Origin of the sequence: Alkalimonas sp. (genome assembly GCF_020831925.1) — a bacterium.
In the GTDB taxonomy this organism is placed as follows: domain Bacteria; phylum Pseudomonadota; class Gammaproteobacteria; order Enterobacterales; family Alteromonadaceae; genus Alkalimonas.
Map to the genome: position 1 here is coordinate 1 of NZ_JAFIFQ010000009.1, position 21,227 is coordinate 21,227.

17 protein-coding genes are annotated in these 21,227 nt (G+C 49.4%); 15 read left to right on the plus strand and 2 right to left on the minus strand.

All coding sequences use genetic code 11. The features are described 5' to 3' along the window. Positions 1–328 precede the first annotated feature (328 nt). Both JJU14_RS04740 and JJU14_RS04745 read right to left on the minus strand, forming a co-directional pair. Complete coding sequence (locus JJU14_RS04740) at positions 329–574, minus strand: hypothetical protein (protein ID WP_228611447.1); 246 nt, start codon at positions 572–574, stop codon at positions 329–331. Beyond that, a complete protein-coding gene (locus tag JJU14_RS04745; protein ID WP_228611448.1) occupies positions 571–1,101 on the minus strand; it encodes a hypothetical protein in 531 nt (176 codons plus the stop codon). The genes JJU14_RS04740 and JJU14_RS04745 overlap by 4 nt, the downstream gene beginning before the upstream one ends. A 255-nt stretch (positions 1,102–1,356) precedes the next feature. On the opposite strand from JJU14_RS04745, the gene JJU14_RS04750 reads away from it, so the two are divergent. The 15 genes from JJU14_RS04750 (at position 1,357) to fliJ (ending at position 21,146) form a co-directional block, all read left to right on the plus strand. Next, positions 1,357–2,928, plus strand: a complete 1,572-nt coding sequence (locus JJU14_RS04750) for a class I SAM-dependent DNA methyltransferase (RefSeq protein WP_228611449.1) — start codon at positions 1,357–1,359, stop codon at positions 2,926–2,928. After that, the gene (locus JJU14_RS04755) at positions 2,918–4,180 is read left to right on the plus strand and encodes a restriction endonuclease subunit S (protein ID WP_228611450.1); all 1,263 of its coding nucleotides are present in this window, start codon (positions 2,918–2,920) and stop codon (positions 4,178–4,180) included. The genes JJU14_RS04750 and JJU14_RS04755 overlap by 11 nt, the downstream gene beginning before the upstream one ends. Positions 4,181–4,204: 24 nt before the next feature. After that, positions 4,205–6,481, plus strand: a complete 2,277-nt coding sequence (locus JJU14_RS04760) for an AAA family ATPase (protein WP_228611451.1) — start codon at positions 4,205–4,207, stop codon at positions 6,479–6,481. After that, complete coding sequence (locus tag JJU14_RS04765; protein WP_228611452.1) at positions 6,481–7,824, plus strand: McrC family protein; 1,344 nt, start codon at positions 6,481–6,483, stop codon at positions 7,822–7,824. The genes JJU14_RS04760 and JJU14_RS04765 overlap by 1 nt, the downstream gene beginning before the upstream one ends. Further along, on the plus strand, positions 7,821–8,522 hold the full coding sequence (locus tag JJU14_RS04770) for a DUF3800 domain-containing protein (protein WP_228611453.1): 702 nt from the start codon (positions 7,821–7,823) through the stop codon (positions 8,520–8,522). Before JJU14_RS04765 ends, JJU14_RS04770 begins: the two co-directional genes overlap by 4 nt. Continuing rightward, positions 8,519–9,016 carry a hypothetical protein gene (locus JJU14_RS04775; RefSeq protein WP_228611454.1) on the plus strand — a complete coding sequence of 166 codons (498 nt, stop codon included), beginning with the start codon at positions 8,519–8,521 and terminating at the stop codon, positions 9,014–9,016. The genes JJU14_RS04770 and JJU14_RS04775 overlap by 4 nt, the downstream gene beginning before the upstream one ends. A 292-nt stretch (positions 9,017–9,308) precedes the next feature. After that, entirely contained in the window at positions 9,309–12,440 is a 3,132-nt protein-coding gene (locus JJU14_RS04780; RefSeq protein ID WP_228611455.1) for a type I restriction endonuclease subunit R, read from the plus strand. A gap of 39 nt (positions 12,441–12,479) precedes the next feature. Continuing rightward, positions 12,480–13,460: an Abi family protein gene (locus JJU14_RS04785; protein WP_228611456.1), complete on the plus strand. Its 981-nt coding sequence runs from the start codon at positions 12,480–12,482 to the stop codon at positions 13,458–13,460. A 571-nt stretch (positions 13,461–14,031) separates the two neighbouring features. Further along, entirely contained in the window at positions 14,032–15,282 is a 1,251-nt protein-coding gene (locus JJU14_RS04790; RefSeq protein WP_228611457.1) for a DUF418 domain-containing protein, read from the plus strand. Between the two features lie 111 nt (positions 15,283–15,393). Beyond that, the gene (gene fliE / locus JJU14_RS04795; RefSeq protein WP_228611458.1) at positions 15,394–15,750 is read left to right on the plus strand and encodes a flagellar hook-basal body complex protein FliE; all 357 of its coding nucleotides are present in this window, start codon (positions 15,394–15,396) and stop codon (positions 15,748–15,750) included. Positions 15,751–15,767: 17 nt separating this feature from the next. Continuing rightward, positions 15,768–17,468: a flagellar basal-body MS-ring/collar protein FliF gene (gene fliF / locus JJU14_RS04800; RefSeq protein ID WP_228611459.1), complete on the plus strand. Its 1,701-nt coding sequence runs from the start codon at positions 15,768–15,770 to the stop codon at positions 17,466–17,468. Next, positions 17,461–18,492 (plus strand): flagellar motor switch protein FliG, encoded by a 1,032-nt coding sequence (gene fliG / locus JJU14_RS04805; RefSeq protein ID WP_091341840.1) that lies wholly within the window; start codon positions 17,461–17,463, stop codon positions 18,490–18,492. Before fliF ends, fliG begins: the two co-directional genes overlap by 8 nt. A gap of 21 nt (positions 18,493–18,513) precedes the next feature. Further along, positions 18,514–19,350, plus strand: a complete 837-nt coding sequence (gene fliH / locus JJU14_RS04810; RefSeq protein ID WP_228611460.1) for a flagellar assembly protein FliH — start codon at positions 18,514–18,516, stop codon at positions 19,348–19,350. Continuing rightward, a complete protein-coding gene (gene fliI / locus JJU14_RS04815) occupies positions 19,347–20,693 on the plus strand; it encodes a flagellar protein export ATPase FliI (RefSeq protein WP_228611461.1) in 1,347 nt (448 codons plus the stop codon). The genes fliH and fliI overlap by 4 nt, the downstream gene beginning before the upstream one ends. 6 nt (positions 20,694–20,699) lie before the next feature. Further along, a complete protein-coding gene (fliJ, locus tag JJU14_RS04820) occupies positions 20,700–21,146 on the plus strand; it encodes a flagellar export protein FliJ (protein ID WP_228611462.1) in 447 nt (148 codons plus the stop codon). The last annotated feature ends 81 nt before the right edge of the window (positions 21,147–21,227 follow it).

The following is a 21,227-nucleotide window of genomic DNA, read 5'->3' on the forward strand; positions in this document are numbered from 1 at the left end:
CTTAGTGCGGCCCCGAAGGGGTGGAGGGCAGGACGCCCGGAATAATCCCTCCCGGACTTTGAGCTACACCAAATCCAGTTCATACCAGCAAAGCGTGGGCCTTTTGTTTTAATGCGGAGCAGGGCGGATTTGATGAGAACCCTGGGTTCGACCAATTCGTCAGGAACGAATTGGAACGCACCTTAGTGCGGCCCCGAAGGGGTGGAGGGCAGGACGCCCGGAATAATCCCTCCCGGTCTATCGGCTACACCAAACCCAGCGAAAGCCAGGGGCTTTTTGTTTGACTGCGGAGCAGGGCGGATGCAACACATCCGCTGCTCCATGCCGTTCATTTCTTTTTCTTGGTGTTATCGACAATAATTTTCACCCGCTCATGAGGCATATATTCCTCCGGTTCATCAGGAAAGGCTTCAGCATCGGTACTGGTTAAGCTTTCCAAACTACCCGATGATATACCTAACAGATCCAGTTCAGGAGCATTCTCCATCTCCTTAAAACTCTGACGTACCTTTTCACGCAGCCACTTATCAAATTCTGGCGTACCGGGTTCCGGCCTGTCGTTAGATTTTTTCATGTTAAATCCTTAATACAGTAATCATTTTTACCGCCAACATAGATAAAGCCAAGGGACTCATAATGCGAGCGCACTTTACTGTTAATTGGATTCATAATTCTGATTTGAGTTGCTCCAATGATACGAGCGTAAGCTTGAGCTGCTGCGACAGTTAAGTTTGTCGTGTTTCCACTTAGAGGTGTTCTTTCCGGTGAAGATTCAATCATATCTAACCGTAACTTACCCGCCCCCCAGGTTGGCCTGCCTAGTGATACACTGCACAGCAAGCTATGAAACCATATGGTTAGTTCAAACCGCTTGGGGTAAAGTGCAGCATAGCGCGTGGCCCACTGCTGCCAAGACCACATCACTCTGCGATCTGGGTGTGTTTGCCAACGCGATAACTGTGCCATTGCCCGGCCAGTTATATCATCAAAGGTTACTGATTCTTGATACCGTAGTGGCAACTCCTCAGCAACTGCTATTCGACTTTGTTCTCTTAACTGCGCATAAGTTTGGTCTGCCTGTTGGTGGCTTGCTTGTTTCATGTTTCATCCATGCATTTAAAGTTAAAAAAATGATACATTAGATGAGATTTCGAGGCAAGGAAAAGCTGTGTGGTGCGCTTAAGCAAGATGCTGAAGTGTGAGCAAACAGTAGCTCTTACATCACCATGGGCAGTTTTCATGGCTTCAACTAGCCCTCTGTTTCTAAATACGTTAAATTACCTGCAGTTCACTGGCACCCTTGCCAGGCTTATAAAAAGCGCGTGCGCGATGCACGACATAAGGACATACCCAACCATGCTACAAGACATCAAGAAAACCCTCTGGGCCACTGCCGATAAATTGCGTGCCAACGTCGATGCGGCCGAGTACAAACACCTGGTCCTTGGTCTGATTTTCCTGAAATTTATCTCCGATTCCTTTGCTGCACGCCGCGCCGAGCTGCTAACCCGCTTGCAAGATCCCAGCGATGAACTGTATTTTGCCGATGCCAGCGAAGAAGATATGCAGGCTGAGCTGGAAGATCGCGATTACTTTAAAATGGTCAACGTGTTTTGGGTGCCGGAAGGGGCGCGTTGGGAAGCGCTGCGCGCCAATGCCAAGCAGGCCGACATCGGCAAGCGCATTGACGATGCGTTAGCCGCGATAGAGCTGGAAAACCCGAGCTTAAAAGGCATTTTGGACAAGCGCTACGCCCGGGCACCGCTGCCGGATGGCAAGTTGGGTGAGCTGGTGGATCTGATTTCCACCATCGGTTTTGGCGTAGACCAAAACAAAGCGCGCGATATTTTAGGCCAGGTGTACGAGTACTTTTTAGGCCAGTTTGCCAGTGCCGAGGGCAAAAAGGGCGGCCAGTTCTATACGCCGCAGTCCATAGTCAATACGCTGGTGGCGGTATTGGACCCACACCAGGGCAAGGTGTACGACCCCTGCTGCGGCAGTGGCGGCATGTTTGTGCAATCGGAAAAGTTTATTGAAGCCCATGGCGGCAAGCTGGGCGATGTCTCCATTTACGGCCAGGAATCCAACCCGACGACCTGGCGACTGGCCGCGATGAACCTGGCCATTCGCGGCATCGATTACGACTTAGGCAAAGAGCCGGGTGATACCTTTACCAAAAACCAGCACAGCGATTTGCGGGCCGATTACATTCTGGCCAACCCGCCGTTTAATATCAGCGACTGGTGGCACGGCAGTTTGGAAGGGGACCCGCGCTGGGTGTATGGCACGCCACCACAGGGCAATGCCAACTACGCCTGGTTGCAGCATATGCTGTACCACCTAAAACCGACTGGCCGCGCTGGCATTGTACTGGCCAATGGCTCTATGTCTTCCAGCCAGAACAGCGAGGGCGATATTCGCCGCGCCATGGTCGATGCCGATGTGGTTGAGGTAATGGTGGCATTACCGGGCCAGCTGTTTTTTAACACCCAAATCCCCGCCTGTTTATGGTTTTTAACCAAGCAAAAGCAGCAGCGTAAAGGCGAAGTGCTGTTTATTGATGCCCGTAAACTCGGCAAGATGATCAGCCGGGTGCAGAGCGAGCTGGACCAAGCCGCCATCGATCGCATTGGCAATACCGCCAAAGCCTGGCGTGGCGAAGATATGACCGGTGTTGAAGGCTTTGAGCAAGGCTATGAGGACATCCCCGGCTTCTGCCGCAGCGTGTCGTTAAGCGAAATATCCGAGCATGGCCATGTGCTTACCCCAGGCCGTTATGTTGGCGCCGAAGCAGTAGAGGATTGCGACGACGCCTTTGCCGATAAGATGACTATGCTGACCGAAAAGCTTGGCGAGCAAATGGCGAAAGGCGCAGAGCTGGACCAGTTAATCCGCCAGAAGTTAGGAGGGCTGGGGTATGAGTTCTGAGTGGCCGTTAATTAAGCTTTCAGAGCTGATTAAGATCAAGCATGGATTTGCTTTTAAAGGTGAGTTTTTCTGTGATGAGCCCACAGAGCTACAGTTGACTACTCCGGGGAACTTTGCAATTGGTGGAGGTTTTCAAGCGGGAAAGGGTAAATATTACTCAGGGCCGTACGAGGAAGAGTACGTTCTGAAGCATGGTGATTTAATCGTTACGATGACTGACTTAAGTAAAGCTGCCGATACTCTTGGGTTTGGTGCAATCGTTCCAAATACTCCTAATACTGTTTGGCTTCATAATCAGCGCGTTGGGTTGGTTCAAATTAAACCAAATGCGCCGATTGTGTTAGAGTTTTTACATTATCTACTGAGATCTAGTGAATACCGCCACTGGGTTGTATCTACTGCCACAGGTTCTACGGTTAAACACACTTCCCCAGGAAGAATTTGTGATTTTGAATTTCGGTTACCACCTAAATTTGTTCAAGTTGAAATTGGTAAAATTCTTACTTCTCTAGACGACCGCATAGCCCTTCTGCGCGAAACCAATGCCACCTTAGAAGCCATCGCCCAGGCGCTGTTTAAATCCTGGTTTGTCGATTTTGACCCGGTGCACGCCAACGCCGGCACCCAAGCCCCCAACCTGCCAGCCGAGATACAAGCGCTATTCCCCTCTCGTCTGGTTGAATCCCCGCAGGGGTTAATACCGGAGGGGTGGGAGGTTGGCACTATGCAGGATTTGTTTGTGCTTCAACGTGGTTTTGATTTGCCAGCTTCTGAGCGAAAAGAAGGCGCGTATCCATTAATTGCTGCAAGCGGACCTAATGGCACACACAATATATCAATGGTGAAAGGGCCAGGTGTTGTAACTGGAAGATCTGGTGTTCTAGGAAAGGTATTTTTCACGATAGAGGACTTTTGGCCGCTGAATACAACTTTATGGATTAAAGAGTTCAAACGTGCAACGCCCTGTTACGCATTAGAAGTGTTGAAGCGATTAGACACTTTATCATTCAATGCTGGTTCTGCTGTTCCTTCTTTAAATCGTAATCATATCCACGGCCTTCCATATTTGTTACCACCTGTAGAGCTGATAGGCTGTTTCGAAGCAACCGCCATGGCCCTTCATCGCAAAATGCATGAAAATAACAAACAGGCAGAAACGCTAGCCAATCTTCGTGACACCTTACTTCCCCGCCTCATCTCCGGCCAGTTGCGCTTGCCAGAGGCGGAAGCAGCTTTGGCTGAAACAGCTTAAATTTTTGGAAAGGAATTCAGACCTATGAGTATCACCGCTCAAGAACGCCAACAATTTTTAGAGCAATTTAAACAAGCATGGCCAATTGACCGACTGAAATCAATGAAACTGACAGATTACACATCAGTTGGTGACAAGGATTCTTTGGTCTATTGGTTAGAGTTTGGTGTAGGCAAATACCTAGGCTCAATCAAAGGCGGTGATTCTTCAAAGTTTGGCATTTATGAGCGAAAGGCTGAGCCGAAAGGACAGCGAGACTTTATTAGCTCGGATGAGCGATACTCATGGAAAAGCAAGTATGGCAGTTCAGCAAAAGAAGCCTTCACAACCATAAAGAAGAACATCCTTGCGGTTATTGATGCGGTCCAGGCAGGTGATGTGGCAAGAATTGAAGCGCTTGATTTTGAGTCTGCGCTAAAGTGGAAGATAGCTTTCATCTATCAGGATGATACCTGTCCATGCGTAATACCTATTTATAAACTCAGTAAATTCAAACCATTCATGGAAGGCCAACCTAATTATACTCATGCGATTGCTTACACCAAACTACTTGCCAGCCGGGGTAGTAAATCGGCATTGGAGTATGGTTTTGAACTTTGGCAAGAGGCTGACTCCATCGAAGGGAAATCTATTGGTGACTTTGATAGCTCAGAAATCGAAGATGAAAACGAAAATAGGTTAAAGTCAGTGCCCTTAAACCAGATTTTATATGGCCCCCCAGGTACTGGGAAAACGTATGAGACAATCCGGGCTGCACTCGCTATTTTAATGCCTGATGCGGTAACTGAGTTCGATCTAGCGCTGCAAAATGCCCAAACGCTGGCCGACAGGCAAAGTGCTCGTCAGACATTAAAAGCCAGGTTTGACAGGCTGCATAATGATAACCACATTCAGTTTGTGACATTTCACCAGAGCTTTAGTTATGAAGACTTTGTTGAAGGTATTCGAGCTGAAGCGGACGAAGCGACAAAGCAGATCCAGTATCAGGTGGTTGATGGCGTATTTAAAAGCCTGTGTGAATTGGCTGAGGTAAAGGTCACTAAGCAAGCTGAAGCGCCGGTTGATTTATCCGGTCGCAGGGTTTGGAAAATGTCGCTTGGCAATACCCTGGGCAGTGATGCAGGTATTTATGACGAGTGCATTGAAAGCGACTATATCTTGCTGGGTTACGGTAGCAATGTCGACTTTACCGGTTGCAAAACCAGGTCTGACATTCAAGCTTGTTATGAGCAGAATGGCATCAGCTTAACTGGCAATAACGATTACAACCTGACCAGTGTTACCACCTTCATCACCAAAATGAAACCTGGTGACTTGGTGGTTGTGAGTGATGGAAACTTCAAGTTTCGCGCCATTGCAGAAATAACGGGTGACTATGAGTACCAAGCGCATCCGGATTATGACGACGGTTATGCTCAACGCAGAAAAGTGAAGTGGTTGCGTCAATTTACCCCGTCACTCCCGCATTCGGAATTATTGAATGGTCAGTTTAGCCAAATGACCTTATACGAGCTAAAAAAACCTAGTTTAGATAATGACAAATTGCTGCGCTTACTTGCACCACGAGCGGATATTGCGAGTCATGACATTCAAGGCGAAAATATTAACAATGCCCGGGTCATTATTATTGATGAAATTAATCGAGGCAACATTTCGCGGATCTTTGGTGAGCTAATCACTTTGATTGAGCCTAGTAAACGTGCCGGTGCAAGTGAAGAGCTTGAAGTCGTTTTACCCTATTCGAAAACGCGGTTCAAAGTACCAAGCAACCTCTACATTATTGGCACCATGAACACCGCCGACCGCTCGCTGGCCGGCTTAGATTTAGCTCTGCGCCGCCGTTTTACCTTTATCGAAATGCCACCGAAGCCTGAATTATTAGATGACTTAGTAGTTGAGGGTATTAATATTGGTCAGATGCTAAGTGTAATGAATCAGCGCATTACCGCGCTGCTGGACCGTGACCACTGCATTGGCCATGCCTACTTTATGCCGCTGTTGGATAACCCAAGTTTGCCATTGTTGGCCGACATATTTGCGCAAAACATACTGCCACTGCTGCAAGAATACTTCTTTGAAGATTGGCAGCGGGTCCGCTGGGTATTGGCGGATCAGACAAAGCCTGATGATCTGGCCTTTGTCGTAAAAGACATGAGCATGGATGCACAGCAGTTATTCCCCGGTGTGCAACAATTTAAAGCACGTGATTGCTGGCGCTTGAATCACAATGCGCTAATGCACGTTGAAGCCTACCTGCGCATTTACCAAGCTTCTCACACAACTGCGGAGCAACTGCAGTAATGCCAGCCGTGGTGGTACGCGAGTACGCGCGATTAACCACAGCGCCGCTGGCGCAAAGCACGCTGGATGCAGCGCATATTTCGCCGTCGGCTTTTAGCTGGCTGGTAAAGCTGGGCCAACAATTTAAGGCCAATGGCTTGCAGCTGCTTGAGCTGGATGATCAGCAGTGGCTGCGATTGGATAACTATGTTGGCGTGTTGGAATCGCCCTGCGGCCAGGTGATTGAAATACTGCCTAAGCACCGGGTTGAGAGCGACTGCAAACAAAGCGCCCGTAAGCTGCTGCGTAAGCTTATTTTAAATGCCCTGCAGCTAAAGCAGCGCGAAACCGAGCATACCGATATAGAACGCTTTGATGCGCCTTTGCCCGAGTGGCTGATGGCACAGTTTTTAACTGAGTTGGATAGCTTAGTTAAGCGTGGCCTGCGCTTTGACTATCAACGGGTAGAAGAGCCACAGCGTTTTTTACGTGGCCAGCTAGATGTGGTAAAGCAGCTGCGCCAGCCGGCTGGGCGCGAGCATATCTTCAATATTCGCCATGATATTTTTACCGCCAACCGGCCTGAAAACCGCTTGCTTAAAGCTGCATTGTTGCGGGTGTGCAAAACCACCCAGGATAACGACAACTGGCGTTTAGCGCACGAGTTGCAAAGCATCTTGCAAGAGCTGCCAGCATCAACGGATATTCAAGCCGATTTTACTGCCTGGCAAAGCGATCGCTTAATGGCGCATTACCAGTCGATAAAGCCCTGGTGTGAGTTTGTGCTAAGCCAGCATGTGCCGCTCGCCGTGCAGGGGCAATGGCAGGGCATTAGCATGTTGTTCCCAATGGAGCGCTTATTTGAAAGCTATGTTGCCACTGCGCTAGATTCAGCAGCTAAGTGCATACCGGGTATCAATGGCGAAGTGAATACCCAACTTGCCAGCAAGCATCTCTGTACGCATCAGGGAAAAGATTTTTTCCAGCTAAAACCAGACTTGCAGCTGCTGCTGGGTGCTAAGTGCTGGATCATCGATACTAAGTGGAAACTGCTTGATGCAGCGAGTCGGGAAAACAAGTATGGCCTTAGCCAGCAAGACTTTTACCAGCTGTTTGCCTATGGCCAGTATTACCTGGGCGGTGAGGGGACCTTGGTACTGGTTTATCCGGCCTGGCAAAAGTTTCCTGCAGCTGCGCAACTGGCTGATTTTCGCTTTAACGATAAGCTGACACTATGGGTACTTCCCTTTGATTTAGAAGCAGAAGATGCTGCCAAAAACTTGATTTCAAACTTGCAAAACGCTTTCAAAGAACAGCTTAATTTATCAGAGGCGGTAGCCGCCTTAGCAGAGGTGGAGACATGAGCGAGTTGTATCATGTGTATTGCGATGAATCCTGCCACTTGGAAAACGATGAAGCCAAATCCATGGTATTGGGCGCAGTATGGTGCCCGGCAAGTCATCGGCAGATGCTGGCGAGAGAATTAAAAGCATTAAAAAAACAGCATGGCTTAGCGTCTGGCTTTGAAATTAAATGGGTAAAGGTATCACCCGGCAAATTAGATTTTTATCTGGCGCTGATTGATTGGTTTTTTGCGCAAGATTTGCTGCACTTCCGTGGTTTGGTGGTGCCGGATAAGACCAGCTTACAGCACGACCGCTTTGGTCAAAATCATGATCAGTTTTACTACAAAATGTGGTATCACCTGCTTAACCGAATGATAAGCCCGGAAGAGCGCTACCGCATATTTCTGGATATTAAAGATACGCAGGGGCAGGCGAAGGTCGCTAAGTTACATCAGGTGTTATGCAATGCGAATTATGATTTTGACCGTAACGTTATTGCCTCTATTGAGCTGGTGCACTCGCATGATGTGCTGCTGTTGCAACTAGCCGATTTATTCATAGGCGCTTTAGGCTATTTACATCGGGGGTTGTTAGAAAGCCCGGCAAAAACCGCTGTTATACAGCGCATTCGGCAGTGTTCAGGCATGAATTTACTGCAAAGCTCATTGGTCAGGGCTGAGAAGTTTAATCTCTTTGTCTGGAGACCGCAGCAGTGAGCCAACCACCAGAGCTCTATCATTTCACTGGTAACTGGCAAGCTTATGAGGATGAGCTGTACCAGATTTATCTGGACACGGTTGTCCATGCAGGGCTGCAGTTTCACGGCGTACCTGTAAGGGCGCAGTATCGGCCGGATACTCGTGGCAAAGGCTTTAGTTTCTGGCATTTAATTTCCGAAGCACCCAGCAAAGACAACAAAAACGAAGAGGATCGGATACCCGATTTTGACCGTTGTGCCAGAATTCGCTGGGTAAGCTGGTTGATTACCAATGCTGGTGATCCTGGGTTTTCATGGTGGGAGAACAGGCGCGGTCGGGATACGCATGTCGTGCTGTGGGCTGAGCAGTATGATTTTGCCGTGGTATTAGCCAAGCGGATCACCAAAGAGGGCCCTAAGTTTTATTTGCTCAAAACCGCTTATTGCTTAAAACCACATCGCAAGAAAACCTTCGCAAAAGAGCGCGATGCATTTTGGCAAGCCCAAAAATGACTGAAGCCCCGACGTATTGCTACGTAAGGGCTTCTGATGCTCCTTCTACACATGGTAGATGAGACTGTTGTAAACATTACGTGATCACAGCTATTTTGTCAATGGGCAAAAATCAGTTAAGTGATAAGTTTTGTTGGTGGTTTAAGCTACTGTTGAAGGTCTGGCAATGAGATAACTACATGAATTTCCCCTTTGATTTAGAAGCAGAAAGTGCCGCCAAAAACTTGATTTCGCAGCTGCAACAGGGTATCAAAGAAAGGTTACAGCACGCAGGCTGATTTAGGGACGAGGCATGACAGAAGACCAGTTAGAACAGGAAGTACTGGAGTGGCTAAACGAAGTGGGCTATACGCCGGTTAATGGCTATGACATCGCCCCGGATGGCCCTGCTGCCGAGCGTGCGAATTACATGCAGCCTTTGCTGCTTGAGCGCTTAAAGGCGGCCATTGCCCGCTTAAACCCCACAATTCCTTTGGTTGCCCAGGACGATGCCCTGGCGCAGTTAAAAGAGCTGGGCATACCGGCACTGTTATCGGCTAACCGGCGTTTTCATAACCTGCTGCTTTCGGGTGTGCCGGTGCAGTACCAAAAAGACGGCGAAACCCGTGGCGACTTTGTGCGCTTGATGGATTGGGAAAACCAACCTGGCCGCAACGAGTTCCTTGCGGTAAATCAGTTCACCGTGAAAGGCCCCAAGCATTCGCGCCGGCCGGACATTATTCTGTTCGTCAATGGCCTGCCGCTGGTGCTGATCGAGCTGAAAAACCCGGCCGATGTGCAGGCCGACATCTGGAAAGCCTTTGATCAGATCCAAACCTACAAAGAACAAATCCCGGATCTGTTTCATTACAACGAAATACTGGTGATCAGCGACGGCTCGGAAGCGCGCATGGGCTCTTTATCAGCCAGTGCCGAGCGCTTTATGCAGTGGCGCACCATCGATGGCGTCACGCTGGATCCGTTAGGGGAGTTCAGTGAGCTGGAAACCATGGTGCGTGGTGTCTTTACCCCGGCCTATTTGCTCGATTACCTGCGCTTTTTCGTGTTGTTTGAAGACGACGGCACGTTGGTTAAAAAGATCGCCGGTTACCATCAGTTTCATGCAGTGCGCGCAGCCATTCAGCAAGTGGTTGACGCATCGCGGCCGGAAGTAGCAGCTAGCCAAAAAGGCAAGGGTGGTGTGGTGTGGCATACCCAGGGCAGCGGTAAAAGCATTACCATGACCTGCTTTGCCGCCCGGGTAATGCGTGAAGCTGCGATGGAAAACCCAACCATTGTGGTGATCACTGATCGCAACGATCTCGATGGTCAGTTGTTTGGCGTGTTTTCGCTGGCGCAAGATTTACTGCGTGAACAACCGGTGCAGGTGGATACCCGCCAGGACTTACGCGAAAAGCTAACCAACCGACCTTCAGGCGGCATTGTGTTTGCCACCATTCAAAAGTTTGCCCCAGGCGCAGATGAAGACAAGTTCCCGGTGCTTTCTACCCGACACAACATCGTGGTGATTGCCGATGAAGCGCACCGCACCCAGTATGGTTTTGAGGCCAAGCTCAAAGAGCGCATCAAGCCAGATCTGGCGGCCGAAGAGCGTGGTAACTACAACGTGTTTCAGGTGGGCTATGCCCAGCATCTGCGTGATGCCTTGCCCAATGCCACCTTTGTTGCTTTTACCGGCACGCCGGTATCCAGTGAAGACCGGGATACCCGGGCCGTGTTTGGCGATTACATTCACATCTACGACATGCAACAAGCCAAAGAAGATGGCGCCACTGTGGCCATTTACTACGAATCGCGCCTGGCCAAGCTGAGCTTAAAGCAGGATCAATTGCCACAGATCGATGAGGAAGTCGACGAGCTGGCAGAAGATGAAGAGGAATCGCAGCAGTCGAAATTGAAAAGTAAATGGGCGGCATTGGAGCGTATTGTCGGTGCCGAGCCGCGCATTAAACAGGTAGCGCAGGATTTAGTGGCGCACTTTGACGAGCGAAACAAAGCGCAACAGGGCAAGGCCATGGTGGTGGCGATGAGCCGTGAGATCTGTGTGCACCTGTACAATGAGATCATAGCACTGCGACCTGAATGGCACGATGACGACCCGGAAAAGGGCGGTATCAAAGTGATCATGACCGGCTCGGCCAGCGACAAGGCATTGCTGCGGCCGCACATTCACCCGAAGCAAGTGAAGAAGCGCTTAGAAAAACGCTTTAAAGACCCGGCTGATCCGCTGCAGCTGGTGATTGTGCGTGACATGTGGCTAACCGGTTTTGATGCGCCCTGCGTGCATACGCTGTACGTCGATAAGCCGATGAAAGGCCACAACCTGATGCAGGCCATCGCCCGGGTGAACCGGGTGTTTAAAGACAAGCAAGGCGGCTTGGTGGTCGATTACATCGGCATCGCCAATGAACTCAAAGCAGCGCTTAAGGAATACACCGCCAGTAAGGGCCGTGGTAAGCCTACCGTGGATGCGGCAGAGGCGTGGTCGGTACTAGAAGAAAAGCTCGATGTACTGCGCGCTATGCTGCATGGTTTTGATTACAGCGACTTTGCCAAAAGCAGCCATAAGCTCATGGCGGGTGCATGCAACCATATTTTGGGTATTAAAGACGGTAAAAAGCGCTTTGCCGATAACGCCCTGGCCATGAGCAAAGCCTTTAGCCTGTGCTGCACCCTGGATGAAGCCAAAGCCGTGCGGGAAGAAGTCGCATTTTTTCAGGCCATCAAGGTGATGCTGACCAAGCGTGACATCAGCGCTAAGAAACGCAGTGACGAAGAAAAAGAGCATGCCATTCGCCAGATCATTGGTCAGGCGGTGGTATCGGATGAGGTGGTGGATATTTTTGATGCCGTCGGTTTGGAAAAGCCGAACATCGGGCTGCTGGATGATGATTTCTTGAACGAAGTGCGCAACCTGCCCGGGAAGAACCTGGCGGTTGAGTTGTTGGAGCGTTTGCTGGAAGGGGAGATCAAAACCCGCTTTGCCAGCAACGTGATCCAGCAAAAGAAATTCTCTGAAATGCTGGGCAATGTGGTGACACGCTATCAAAACCGCAGCATTGAAACCGCTCAGGTGATGGAAGAGCTGGTGGAGATGGCCAAGAAGTTTAAAGAGGCCGCCAAACGCGGTGATGACCTGGGCCTGACCGAAGATGAAGTAAAGTTTTACGATGCCTTGGTCAACAACCAGGCCGCCGTGCTTGAGCTGGGTGATGAAACCTTAAAGAAAATCGCCCATGAGCTCACCGACAACTTGCGCAAGAACATCAGCATCGATTGGTCCAAACGCGAAAGCGTTCGCGCCAGCCTGCGGCTGATGGTGAAGCGCATCTTGCGCAAATACAAATACCCACCGGATATGGCCGACGACGCCGTGCAGCTGGTGCTGCAGCAGGCAGAGGCTTTGGGGGAAGAGTGGGTTTAAGGATGGTGTTATTGGAATGCATAGTTAGGGTGATAATAAATGGCTTATAACCGTCCATGGCTTAGTTTTCAGCAACAACTTGAACAACTTAAGCAGCGAGGTATGGTAGTTACTAATGATGCTGCAGCCTTAGATTATTTGCAGCGGCTAGGCTACTACCGTTTAAGTGCATATTGGTATCCATTTCGCCATTTTAGACCAGAGCAATGCCCTGAAACAGGTTTAGTTGAGGTCAAAGCGCAGAACGATTTTGTTAGGAACACTCAGTTTATTGATGCGGTTAATCTGTATTTATTTGATAAACAGTTACGCCTGTTGCTTATTGATGCTTTAGAGCGGATTGAAGTGTCATTGCGTGTTGATATTGCTTATTTGCTTGGAAAGCATGGAACCTTTTCGCATGTTGATGTTAAGCAATTTCACCCGAGCTTTGTGCGCAAGCCGATGAAAGGCAGCAATAAAACAGCTTGGGAGTTTTGGTTGGATAAATATCAAGGCTTAGTAAGCCGCTCTAAAGAAGATTTTGTCCGCCATTACTTGGTTAAGCATGGGCCTGAATTGCCAATTTGGGTTGCGGTGGAGGTATTCGATTTTGGTGCTTTATCGCAGTTAATCAGCATGATGAAAATGAAAGATCAGCAAACCATCGCAGAGAAATATTGTGTGGCAGATTGGCAGGTGTTTAAAAGTTGGATTTTCGCTCTGAGTTATTTGCGAAACTTAGTAGCGCATCATAGCCGGTTGTGGAATCGTAATATAACAACAAAACCAAGCATACCTGTTGCTGATGACGCACCATGGTACGCATCATTTCGAAGAAACGAAGACTTATTGAGTAAGCCTTTTCTGTTGTTAGCTATAACACGCCAGTTTATACAGTGCATTTGCCCGAATACGGAGTGGAACGCGAGATTACAGCGGCATTTATTGTCCTTTCCAGAACAATACTCTGATAAAAAGCTATCTTTGAATAGTGTTGGTGTTGCAGCGAACTGGTTGGATTGGTGGGACTCAAAATAAGAACCCCAGCGTAAGTTGCAAGCAACTAAGAGGCCGGGGTCGTGTTAGTAACTACTTTAGTTGCACAGCGGTTTGAAGTCAATAATTAGTTGATTTAATCGAAAGCAGCATAGCTAGGTTGATCATGAACAATACAGATGAAGAAAACACAGTAGCGACAGAACGGAAATTCGAGTCTATCTCTGATTTTTTTCTAAATGCAACTGAAGATCAAAAGCGAAAGGTGTTTTTATCCGTACTGCAGCAAGCCAACACTGCCCAGCGTAAAGTGATGGAGCAATCTGCGCAAAGCAGGCAAAAGCGATAGATCAGGGGGTTTATTTGGGGGTTCTTCTGATTTCAAATATTTAAATATCAATTTAAATCAGAGCGTTAATATCCCTATTCGAGCGACTCCCTCGCCATATTCAAACAAAAAGCCCCCAGCGCAAGCTGGGGGCTTTTTGTTTGACTGCGGAGCAGGGGCGGTCTTGGTTCGAACCCTGCTGATATTTACTTCTAACAAAACTCAGCTATCTTCAATGCATCTTCCACTTGGCCTGCAGGGCCCTGCATTGGTAGGTTCTTCCAAATGACAACTCCGACAACTGCTTTATCCGGCCCGGTTGCACCGGCTGAACGTATGGTTATCCTGGATGCAATCCGTGGCTTTGCGCTTTTTGGCATCCTGATGATGAACATGGAGTATTTTCAGCGGCCAATACAAGCGCTGATGCTTGGGTTTAACTCTGAGCAAAGCGGGTTGGATTATGCGGTTGCCTGGCTGTCGTTTACTTTTGTGCAGGGTAAGTTTTATACGCTTTTTTCCTTGCTGTTTGGTTTGGGCTTTATTGTCTTTATTGACCGGGCCAGACAAAAAGGCGGGCCTGCATATGCCTTATTCCGTCGGCGTTTGTGGGTGCTGCTGGCGATTGGTGTGGTGCATCTGCTGTTTATCTGGAGTGGTGATATTCTGCATTTTTATGCCCTGGTTGGGTTTTTGTTGCTGTTTTTTGTTCATGCTTCGGTCAAGCGGCTTTGTATTTGGGCTGGTGTCTTGCTGCTTACGCCTATTCTGCTGATTTGGTTGGGAAGTTTGGCTATTGAAATGGCGATGCAGGTTCCTGAGGAGGCGGCCAAGCTGGAGGCTGGCTTTGCTGCAGATAAAGAAAAATTGCTGGCTGATATCGCCCGGGGACACCAGCTTTATGCCAGCGGTGGTTATTGGCAGTTGGTGCAGTGGCGGCTCTATGAGTTTCAAGCGATGTACATCAGTCCTGCGCTGCTGCTGTTTGTACCGATGATTCTGGGGATCTTTTTACTGGGCGCTGCTTTTGGCCGGTCGGGTGTTTTTACCGATTTGCAGCAACACAAAAGCTTTTTCTGGCGACTGATGTGGTTGGGTTACGGCATTGGACTACCATTAACACTGATCTGGGGCATCTATGGCACTGACGTGGAGGTAATATCACCAAGCATTCGCAATGCGTTTTTGATGACCTGTCAGAACCTGTCAAACCTGGCACTTTGCCTGGCTTATCTGGCGACACTGGTTCATCTGTACCTTTATAAAAGCCGCTTGATTCGGGTGCTTGCACCAGCAGGCAGAATGGCACTTTCCAACTATTTACTGCACTCGCTGGTCTTTACCCTGCTGTTTTATGGCTATGGTCTGGGTCTCTACGGCGACTTTGGTCGGGCAGCCACTACCCTGATGGCGCTGCTACTTTATGGTTTTCAGCTTTGGTTTAGTCACTGGTGGTTGCAGCGTTATCGTAGCGGACCTATGGAATGGTTATGGCGTACATTGACCTATGGCAACCGCCAGCCGCTGCGGAACTGACCGGTATAATCGAGCAGGTAATATCTAATATATTGATTTAAAACAACTAAAACATGGCACGCTCTGTGCTACATCTCTGTGAAGAACAATTTTTTGACAGAGGGTATCGCCATGCAAATCAAAGGTCCTGGAGTGTCGCTGTACAATCAGATGCAAGCCATGGCACAGCAAGCACGTGGGCCGCAGCAGTCCTTAGCAGTGCAACGTCTGGAGCCTCATGGTGTGTCTGGTGTCAGCCATAGCCAGAGTGATTTTGGCGCCATGCTCAAAGGCGCGCTCGATAACGTCAATGGTTTGCAAATGCATGCCCGAGGCTTGGCTACCGATGTTGAGCTAGGTGTGCCTGGTGTCACCATCGCTGAAGCCATGATAGCGGCATCCAAATCGTCCATTGCTTTTGAAGCCACTGTACAAGTGCGTAATAAAGTAGTGGAAGCCTACAAAGAAATTATGACGATGCCGGTGTAAGAGCTAAGGGGTAAGTTGTGGCTGAGAATCAATCCACTGAACTGGCGTTAAGCGGCGACGACTTTAACTCCAGTGATCAACAAGAGCAGAAATCCGGCTTTCTGAACAACCTGGGTGGTACCGATCTGCTGCGTCAGGTGACCATGATCATTGCACTGACGATCTGTTTGGCGATAGCACTGCTGATTATTTTATGGGCCCGCCAGCCGGAAATGCGGCCACTGGGTACCTTTGCCACTGAAGAACTAATACAAACCCTGGACCATCTGGATAGTCAGCGAGTGAAATACCGGTTGGATGGCAATGTTATCTATGTTCCTGAAGACCAATTTCAAAGTATTCGGCTTGGTATGACCCGGGCAGGCTTGGCGCAGGAGCCAACCAGCGGTACCGAAATCCTGATGCAAGACAGTGGCTTTGGCGTAAGCCAGCGCCTTGAGTCTGAACGCTTAAAGCACAGCCGCGAGCAGCAGTTGGCACGGACTATTGAAGAGCTACAAAGTGTAGCCAGAGCCAGGGTGCTGTTAGCAATCCCACCTGAAAATGTATTTGCCCGTCGTGAACGTTTACCGTCTGCCACAGTGCTGATTACTGCCCGTGGTGGCCGGGTTATTCGTGACAGTGAAGTTGATGCCATTGTCGATATTGTGGCTTCGGCTGTACAGAACCTGGACCCGTCCAGAGTGACGGTGACGGATCAGAACGGCCGCTTGTTAAATAGTGGCTCGCAGGATATGGCTTCTGCCAGAAAGCGGCGTGAATACGAGCTGGAGCGAGCGCGGGAAGATGAGTATCGTCAACGAATTGACAGTATCCTGATGCCGGTATTGGGCGTGGGTAACTACACAGCGCAAGTTGATGTGGTGATGGATTTCACCACCCTGGAGCAAACCCAGCAGCGCTTTAATCCTGATTTACCAGCCATTCGCAGTGAAATGAGTATTGAAGAAAGCAGCGTGGGCGGTTTAAGTGGTGGTATCCCCGGGGCTTTATCCAATCAGCCACCCATGCCTTCGGCTATTCCGGAAGAAGCAACTGGCGGTGGGGCAACACCTATTGTGCCAGGTCGTAATCATCGGGAGACCACCCGTAATTTTGAGCTCGATACCACCATCAGCCATAGCTCGCAGCAATCGGGAGTCGTGCGAAGGGTCAGTGTGTCTGTGGCTGTAGATTACAAATTAGCGCCGAATGAACAAGGGGAGATGGCACCTCAACCAAGAACCCAGGCTGAATTGCACAACATCCGTCGCTTGTTGCAAGGCAGCATTGGTTACGATGTGCAGCGCGGTGATAGCATTGAGGTGGTTTCGGTGCCTTTTACCCGTACCGAGCTGGAGGCTGAGCCTACGGTCTACTTCTATCAGGAAGAGTGGTTTATTCGTCTGACCCGCTTGCTGATTGCTGGCCTGGTGATCATTGTGCTGATTTTGTCGGTAGTGCGGCCTATGTTGAAGAAACTGATCTATCCTGAAGATACCAAAGATGCGTATGATGAGGATGCACTAGGCTCCGGCTTGGATTTAGGCGATGACACCATCGATATGCTGAAATCCAGCTTTGATGAAACAGCGGTTGGTTTTGCTGAAGATGGCACCTTGATGCTGCCAGACTTGCATGGCGATGAAGATTTGCTAAAAGCAGTGCGTGCTCTGGTAGCGAATGAACCGGAACTATCGGCCCTGGTGGTCAGAAACTGGCTGGAAGAAGATGACTGAGAATATTGAAAAGCCAAGCTTTGATGTTGGTAAGCTCGATGGCGTTGAAAAGGCTGCAATTCTGCTGTTAAGTTTATCAGAGGAAGATGCAGCCCAGATCCTAAAGCACCTGGAACCTAAGCAGGTGCAAAAGGTGGGTACGGCCATGGCGCAGATGACCGATCTGAATCAGGCCAAGATTTCAGCGGTGCACCGGCTTTTTATTGAGCAAATCCAGAATTTCAGCACCATTGGCTTCCAGAGCGAAGAGTTTATCAAGCGAGCTCTAACCGCAGCCTTGGGTGAAGAAAAAGCGGCCAACTTGATCGATCAGATTGTATTAGGTGGCAGTGCCAAAGGTCTGGACTCTCTAAAGTGGATGGACTCCAAGCAAGTAGCCAATATCATCCGTAATGAGCACCCGCAGATACAGACCATCGTGTTGTCTTACCTGGCTCCGGAGCAGTCAGCAGAAATTTTGTCGCAGTTCTCTGAAAAAGTCCGGCTGGACTTGACCATGCGGATTGCCAATTTAGAAGAAGTGCAACCAGCAGCCTTGCAGGAATTGAATGAGATTATGGAGAAACAATTTGCCGGTCAAGCTGGTGCGCAAACGGCTAAAATGGGTGGCTTGAAAGCTGCGGCCGACATTCTTAACTATCTGGATACCAACATTGAAGGTCAGTTGCTGGATTCCATCCGTGAAAATGACGAGGAAATGGCGCAGCAAATCCAGGATCTGATGTTTGTTTTTGAAAACCTGATTGATGTTGAAGATCGAGGCATTCAAACACTGTTGCGTGAAGTAGAGCAAGATATTTTGATGAAGGCCTTAAAAGGTGCGGATGATGCACTGAAAGAGAAAATCTTTGGCAATATGTCGAAGCGGGCGGCTGAACTACTGCGCGATGATCTGGAGGCGATGGGCCCAGTCCGCGTCAGTGATGTAGAAGCGGCACAAAAAGAAATCCTGGCCACTGCGCGGCGACTGGCGGATGCTGGTGAAATTATGCTTGGCGGTGGTGGTGGTGATGACTTCCTGTAATTCTGTTCTGCGGGACCTGCTATGAGTTCTGATCAGTTTCGCTATAAGCGACCATTCTCTCCAGATGCCAATACTTTGGAGCAGCTGAAGGAATGGTCGAGCCCTGATCTTACCGATGACATGCGTAAGAACGAAAAAACCAATGCGCTGAATAAAACCAGACCTGAACCCAAAAAATCCGATGACATTGTGCAGCAGGATGAGGATGATCTTAGTATCAAACCGCTGACGGCTGAACAAATGGAAGCGTTGCGCCAGCAAGCCTATGAAGCGGGCTTCTCAGAAGGCAAAGAGGATGGTTTTGCCAAAGGTTACGAAGAAGGACGCCAGCAAGGTCAGGAAGATGGCGTTAAGCAAGGTCTGGCCGAAGGCAAAAAGCTTGGTTTTGAAGAAGGCCAGCAGCAAAGTGAGCAGCAATTCTTGGCTCTTGAGCAGCTCTTGGATCAATTGCAGCAGCCGTTGAAACAGCTGGATAATCAAGTCGAGCAAGAGTTGTTGGCGCTAGCACTTGCAATGGCCAAAGCCGTATTGCAAACCGAAGTACAAACCAATCAACAAGTGATCCTCAAAGCACTGCAGCAGGCGATTGATGCGTTGCCGCTGCGTCATGGCAAAGTACAGATTAAGTTGCATCCAGATGATTTGGTTATTATTCAGCAGCATTACAGTGCTGAACAGTTGAGTGAACGAGCTTGGCAGCTGCTGGCAGAGCCGACATTAAGTCGTGGTGGTTGCCGACTTGAAACCGAACAATCTACGGTTGACCGTAGCATGGAACAACGACTTGCTAGCGCTTTGGCTCATTTCATTCAGCAAGAAGTTCCAACGAATGATCAGGCGGAGGAAGCACCCGAATGAGCTTATCCTTGGCTGATAGGATCCGCAAGCAACAGCACTACATTCGACCAAGCAGGCCCTCAGTATCTGGCCAATTGGTACGAGTTGTTGGCCTGACACTGGAGGCAACCGGTTGCAGTGCAGGCATTGGTCAAAGTTGCGAAGTGGAAACGGCGCAGGGCATTATTCTGGCCGAAGTAGTGGGTTTTGCGGGCGACCGAATTTTTCTGATGCCAAAAGATGATATTTCCGGGGTGGTGCCTGGTGCTAAAGTGACCCCTGTATTGCACGAACAGGGCGTGCCATTGTGCATGGGGTTGCTCGGCCGGGTGGTAGACGGAGCTGGTAAGCCGTTGGATGGCAAAGGACCTATCGTTGCCACTGAATTTGCCCGCAACCGCAAAGTTCCCATTAATCCACTGCAGCGTCAACCCATACGAACTCCGCTGGATGTTGGTGTGCGCGCGATCAACAGCGCGTTGACGGTAGGCAAAGGCCAGCGGATGGGGCTATTTGCTGGGAGTGGTGTCGGTAAAAGCGTGTTGCTTGGCATGATGACACGAGGTACCAGTGCAGATGTGATTGTGGTTGGTTTGGTTGGTGAACGGGGCCGTGAGGTCAAAGAGTTCATTGATGATATATTAGGTGAAGAAGGTCGCGAGCGCGCCGTGGTGGTGGCGTCGCCAGCCGATGTGTCGCCAGTGATGCGGCTAAAAGGCTGCGAAACGGCCGTACAAATTGCGGAATATTTTCGCGATCAGGGCCTGGATGTATTGCTGCTGATTGACTCCATTACCCGTTATGCCCAGGCTCAGCGTGAAATTGCATTGGCGGTTGGGGAGCCGCCGGCTACCAAAGGTTATCCACCATCGGTGTTTGCCAAATTGCCTGCCTTGGTGGAGCGGGCTGGCAACGGTGCCGCTGGCAAAGGCTCCATTACCGGTTTTTATACGGTGTTGTCTGAGGGCGATGATTTGCAGGATCCCATCGCCGATGCTTCCCGGGCGATTTTGGACGGACATATTGTGCTGTCACGCCAGTTGGCTGATAGCGGCCACTTTCCAGCCATTGATATTGAGCAGTCGATTAGCCGGGTGATGCCGGCAGTCACCAGCATGGAACATCAACTGATGGCACGGCAATTAAAACAACTCTATGCCAGTTACCGTCAAAGTAAGGATTTAATCGCCATCGGCGCTTACGTCAAAGGCAGTGATCCTTTGCTGGACAAAGCAGTGGCTTTAATGCCTGCGATCAACCGCTTTTTGCAACAGGGTATGAAAGACGTGGTGGCTTATGATGAGAGTTTGCTGGCGCTGACTAACTTATTGCCACTTCCGGCGCAAGCCAAAGCAACAGGGTAGGCCATTATGGCAAATAAGCAGTTGGAGTTACTAGTAAAAGTACAGCTTGAGCGAGAAGAGAAGCTGCAAGCCAACTTTGTGCAGGCGCTGCAATTTACCCGCCAAGCAGAGCAAAAATATCAGGGCTTGGCCGATTATCGAACGGATTACATCCAACAAAGCCAACAACAAGGCAGCCTCGGCTTGCAAAGCCGACAGTACAATCAATTTGTCAGCTTTATCGCTAAGCTGGATTTAGCTTTGCAGCAACAAGCCCAGCAAATTCAACAAGCGCAGGCCGTAATGGAACAGCGTCGTCAGCAATGGTTGGCGATGCAAAAAAAACGCAAGGCACTGGAGTACTTGCTAGAGCAACAAAAGCAGCAAGCCATGAAAAAAGCAGCCCGTACGGAGCAATTGTTGCAGGATGAGGTGGCTATGCAGCAGTTTGTCCGTCGGCAGCAACCCCATTAAATCATCTTTTCCTGAACATTCTGGCCTGGATTTTGAATAACCTAATCAGACTTGAACGATCCCAATCAATCTGAGCTGTGA